Source organism: Nostoc sp. UIC 10630, from assembly GCF_010747425.1.
Classification (GTDB): domain Bacteria; phylum Cyanobacteriota; class Cyanobacteriia; order Cyanobacteriales; family Nostocaceae; genus Nostoc.
On the sequence record NZ_JAAGOG010000331.1, the window covers coordinates 1 to 5,368 of the forward strand.

Here is a 5,368-nt window from a genome sequence, read left to right on the forward strand (position 1 = left end):
CGATTACTTTCATTGACTTTACGGCAGTCAGTGTTACTGCTGACTGCTTTTCTCTAGCCTTTTAGTCCAAAGTCCAGTTTTTAAACCAGACATCTTTATTAGTGATATTTACTTACCCGATGAAAACGGCTGCTCACTGCTCATGAAGGTTAGAAATCTGGAGGCAAAGCGAGGGAGAAAGATTCCAGCTATTGCTCTGACAGCATCTGCTTTCGACGAAGACCGGAATCGGGCATTATTAGCAGGTTATGATATATACCGATGCAAGCCGATAGACTTAGATGATTTATCTTCTACAGTTGCTAGTCTAGTTATGCTCGAAGAATACGCTTGACACATTTGGATGCTTAAGGTGATAGTCACTAAGCAATAAAGCTTTAAATTATTTTGAAAATACGATGTCTATTGAGGATTATACCAACGCCTGGTAATTTTTATACTAAATCAGCGTGTTGGCGTAGCCCTTGATAGACATCGTATTTTTTTAGGAATTTTTTGACTAATTTTATTCTTTTTTAATTCTGCTACCAGCAAAAACCTTTGAAAGAACAGAGATATAAAATATACTAAGAATAAATACAGAGAAGGCTAAAGTAATTCTCTGTGAGTACTCATTTCTTCATATAAAGGGCTGCATTATGGAATATCTTGCTTATTCTCACATGTTTGTTGCTCAAGAAGAGGCATCTGGAAACACCAAATATAATCTCCCTAAATCTCAATTAAATGGGAAAGAACCTCTTAAATCTTCTAACATAGTTATTGCTGAAAAACAGGCATCTGCAAACAGCAAAACTAAGTTCAATTGGAAAAAATTACTTAAATCTTCAGCTTGGTTAGCTTTAGCTGGTGTTGGTGTCTTACTTTTTGCTGCTACCCAAATTCAAATAAGTTCGGCTGCTTATGTAAAGACTAACGGCAGTTGTTTGCGTATCCGTACAGGTCCAAGCACCAACTACTCTTATATTGATTGTGTATCTAACGGTGCAACACTTCCAGCGATTGAAAGGTATGAAAACGGTTTTGCTCGGCTTTCTACGGGTAAATATGTTTATGCCCGATGGGTTGCTGATAAACCTAACAACCCTCCTGTGACTAGTAGACCTGGTGGTGTTGGCGGTTCAGTCATTCTTACCCGTGGTTCTAGAGGTCAGCTTGTAAGAGACGTTCAGACAGCTTTAGGTAATCTCAGAGTTGATGGAATTTACGGTCAAGAAACTGTTAACCAAGTCCGAAGCTTTCAGACAAGTAAAGGTCTACTTGTAGATGGTACAGTGGGGCCCGAAACTAGAGCAGCTCTGGGTATTTAAAAGTTAGAGACAATTCGATAAGCCAGCCACTTTTGAAAAATCTCATTTCTAGGTTATACCTATTTTCTTAGAAATCCAAAACATCTCGCCCGTCTGAAAGCGGGCAAGATGCTAACTTGACAACATTGAAACTGTGTTGAATGCAAATAAGAAAAGCCGATTTTATACACCCTGAAAAACAGAAATTTTGTATTTTGTTTAATCTAAGTTGATATTTCGGATGAAACACCCAAGTAATTTTGCACAATCTGCAAAATGCGCTCTGCTGCATGACCATCCCCAAAGGGATTAATTGCATTTGCCATTGCTTCATAAGCATCTGGATCGCTCAGTAACTCAGCCGCAGATGCAAAAATATTCTCACTCGTAGTGCCTACAAGTTTGGCTGTACCGGCTACAACAGCCTCTGGTCTTTCGGTAGTATCTCTCAAAACCAGTACTGGTTTTCCCAAACTGGGGGCTTCTTCTTGCAAACCACCAGAGTCAGTGAGCAAAAGATGCGATCGCCCAATTGCTCCCACTAGTTCACCATAATCTAGAGGTTCCGTCAAGAAAATTCGGGGATGATTCCCTAAAAGCTCTTGCAACGGGACTCGTACTGTGGGATTGCGGTGTAATGGTAGCAACAAAGCTGTATCAGGGAACTTGTCTAAGATTTGTAAAAACCCCTCTGCGATCGCTTGCAGGGGTTCTCCCCAATTCTCCCGTCGATGAACTGTTGCTAACAGAACGCGGTATGAATCCCAGTCTAAGCCTGGTACATTACAAACAGCTTGAGTTGCAGCTACATTCAACAGCGCATCAATTACCGTATTACCCGTCATGTGAATTTCACCCAAAACACCAGAACGGTGCAAATTTTCCACAGCCCAAGGTGTCGGCGCAAAGTGCAACTGAGTAATTTGAGAAATCAACCGTCGATTAGCTTCTTCTGGGTAAGGATTGAAGATATCATCAGTTCTTAAACCTGCTTCTACATGACCAATAGGGATTTTTTGATAAAAAGCTGCTAAAGCTGCGGCAAAAGCCGTTGTCGTATCTCCCTGCACCACCACTAAATCTGGCTTTTTCTCTTTAAATAACGCTTCTAACCCTTGTAAACTACGGCAGGTAATATCATTTAGAGATTGCTGAACCTGCATAATTTCCAAGTCATAATCTGCCTTAATGTTGAACAGCTGCATAACTTGCTCAACCATCTCCCGATGTTGTCCAGTCAGAATTACTTGCGACTCAAAAGCTAAAGACTTCTGGAAAACCTGAATAACTGGAGCAAGTTTAATCGCTTCGGGACGAGTACCCAAGATAATGCAAACCCGTTTTTGATTAGTCATTAGTCATTAGTCATCTGTCATTTGCCAATGGTTATAGTCAATGGTCTATGACCAATAGTCAATAGTTGACGGTCAATCATTACACAAATCATAAATATAAAAGGAAAAATTATATAAAAAGCATGAAAAAACCCGGCTTAATCGGGTAGATGAACTGTATATCGAATTCAATTTTAATCACATTATTATTAGAGAGCATGAAAAAACCCGGCTTAACCGGGCAGACGCACTGTTTGTCTTATTCACCTGTGATGACTACATTTTAATCTCACAAGTTAAAGGGCAAGCAGCATAAACAGTAGTCTGCATTTGGTCTGCCTCTCCATGCAGCCAGCTTAACCATTTAACCTCACTGGGATGAACTCCTTTAATAGTTAGCACACCCGCAGCAAATACAACTGCCATGACATTAAACATGATTAAAGCGCCTGCTACGAGCAAAACAGCACTAACAGGCATCACAGATTGCAAGATGATCGATAACAGACATCCAACCGTAGCCATTAAGACAACTAATGGAAAACCGACAACCAACAAGCATACTGCTAATGTAAAAGTCCATATTAAAAAGCTTTTAATCATCAACAAGGAGTAGGTCTTTCCTAGATTAGAGCTTTGAGCAGAAACCATGACTTTTCCTCCCAAAAATACACAGCAAATTTTAATTTCAGTGATATCTCGCTTTTGGCGAGTTAACTGATTTGTTTCTCAGTGAAATTCAGTATATAAAAACTAATCGGGAAAATGAGCATTTATTTACTAAAGTTTACAGTTAGTTTTTTGTAATTGTGAATTTAAAACCAAGTTTATATCTATTAGAATAACTTGCTTTCTGCATCTGTCTTCAGGTATATAACCTAAAACTTATGGGCTTTTAACGTTGATCCCCAGATATTGCTCCTACCAAGCTTAACATTTCTTATAAAAATTGATAGCGTTTCTCATAATTGATAGATGGGCTGAATAAATGAATAGTCAGTATTTATGCTGTTAATTGCTGGCAATTTGTATTGATGCCCAAGATAAATTTCTCATCTAATGGCTGAGAATATTCATATTTTCTTGAAAGTATCACAAAGCACTATGTAATCTCTGGATTTTTCCTGAGGCGTTCTAAGCTATTAGGTGTGTTAACCATTATATATAGGTTAAATAATTTTTCTAAATATTCTGAGTAGCGGAATCTTAGGAAAAAAAGATACCAGTTTAGGTGGATGAAATGGATTGACCGTGGTTCTAGATTTTCAATCGCCTCCCATCACCACTAGGGCTTGCACGCAAGCATTTTCCAAAAGTCATCGAAGTAAGTGACTTGACTTCTCACTGATTCAAATTTTTACCTGCCAAATGTGAAGATATATGACAGAATCACAGTCTCCATCAAATTCTAGCCCTGTTACCGAACGTAACTTGCCCCCAATGCCCCCAATGCCACCACCTCCGCCAACCTTTAGTACACAGAGGCAGATGACACAAACATTGGATATGTCAATGGATAGGAGTACCAACACGCCTGTTGCAGGTCATCGTCCGGTTAGTCCACCGCCAATACCTACTTCAGTTCTTCCTAAAACCAGCAGTGCGGGGCCCACTTTAGAGAAGTTAATCAGAGAAGCTTACGATCAAGGATATTCTGACTTGCACTTAGGTGTCGGTGAAGTACCGCGCTTCCGCACCCGAGGAGAAATTCAATCATGGGATTATCCAGAAGTAAGTAAAGAAGCTTTTATGAGTTGGTTGCGGGAGGTAATGAGTGAGGCGGAAATTCAGCGCTTTGAAGAACACTTAGAATTTGACGGAGCAACTCAATATGACTTTGCTCGCGTGCGGATTAACGTTTTTGGCACTCTTAGAGGGCCTGCAATGGTGTTGCGGTTGATTCCTCTGAAAATCTTAACTATGGAACAGTTGAGATTACCCCCAGTTTTTCGAGATATTTGTCATCACCACAAAGGTTTAATTTTGGTAACTGGGCCCACTGGTTCTGGTAAGTCCACCACAATGGCAGCGATGGTTGACTACATCAATAAAGAGATGGCCAAGCATATCATTACCATTGAAGACCCAATCGAATTTATCCATCAAAGCCGCAAATCTTTAGTCAAACAACGGGAAGTGGGAATGCATACCCGGAAATTTGACAACGCTTTGAAAGCAGCTTTGCGGGAAGATCCAGATTTGATTCTGGTGGGGGAAATGCGGGATAAGGAAACAGTCAACACTGCCCTAAAAGCTGCTCAGACTGGTCACTTGGTCATGGGAACCCTACACACCAATAGCGCGGTTAAAACCATTGAACGGATTCTCAACCTCTACTCTGGTGACGAACAGGATGCAATGCGGGTAGCAATTTCTGAGTCTTTAGTAGCGGTAATTGCTCAAGGTTTGTGCCGCACAACTGACGGGAAGCGAGCTGCTTTCCACGATGTGCTGATCAATACTGAGGCTATTAAAGAATGGATCAAAGACGGTAAGTATGATGAAATTGGCGAGTTAATGAAACAAGCTGGTTTTGACGGCATGATTACGATGAATCAGTCCTTGCTCAATCTCTATCAAGAGGGTCGCATCACTGAAGAAACTGCTTTGGAAATGTCACCAACTCCTAATGAAATGGCACAGTTTCTCCGAGGTAGAGTTTAAGATTTGGGCATTGGGCATGGGGAATTGGGCATTGGGCATTGGTTATTAATTATTCTCCTCTACCTCCCCTGCCCCCCTGCC

Annotated in this window: 5 protein-coding genes; 3 read left to right on the top strand and 2 right to left on the bottom strand. The window is 40.6% G+C overall.

The features are described 5' to 3' along the window. Positions 1-91 precede the first annotated feature (91 nt). Positions 92-334 carry a response regulator gene (locus G1O98_RS36500; protein ID WP_345940634.1) on the top strand — a complete coding sequence of 81 codons (243 nt, stop codon included), beginning with the start codon at positions 92-94 and terminating at the stop codon, positions 332-334. 304 nt (positions 335-638) lie between these two features. Continuing rightward, positions 639-1,310, top strand: a complete 672-nt coding sequence (locus G1O98_RS36505) for a peptidoglycan-binding protein (RefSeq protein WP_163939117.1) — start codon at positions 639-641, stop codon at positions 1,308-1,310. A 203-nt stretch (positions 1,311-1,513) separates the two neighbouring features. On the opposite strand, the gene wecB is transcribed toward G1O98_RS36505, so the two are convergent. Both wecB and G1O98_RS36515 read right to left on the bottom strand, forming a co-directional pair. Then, positions 1,514-2,644, bottom strand: a complete 1,131-nt coding sequence (wecB, locus tag G1O98_RS36510) for a UDP-N-acetylglucosamine 2-epimerase (non-hydrolyzing) (protein ID WP_163939119.1) — start codon at positions 2,642-2,644, stop codon at positions 1,514-1,516. A gap of 255 nt (positions 2,645-2,899) precedes the next feature. Continuing rightward, positions 2,900-3,274, bottom strand: a complete 375-nt coding sequence (locus G1O98_RS36515; protein WP_163939121.1) for a hypothetical protein — start codon at positions 3,272-3,274, stop codon at positions 2,900-2,902. Between the two features lie 729 nt (positions 3,275-4,003). Here G1O98_RS36515 and G1O98_RS36520 point away from each other — a divergent pair. Then, positions 4,004-5,287: a type IV pilus twitching motility protein PilT gene (locus tag G1O98_RS36520; RefSeq protein WP_163939123.1), complete on the top strand. Its 1,284-nt coding sequence runs from the start codon at positions 4,004-4,006 to the stop codon at positions 5,285-5,287. Positions 5,288-5,368: the final 81 nt, after the last annotated feature.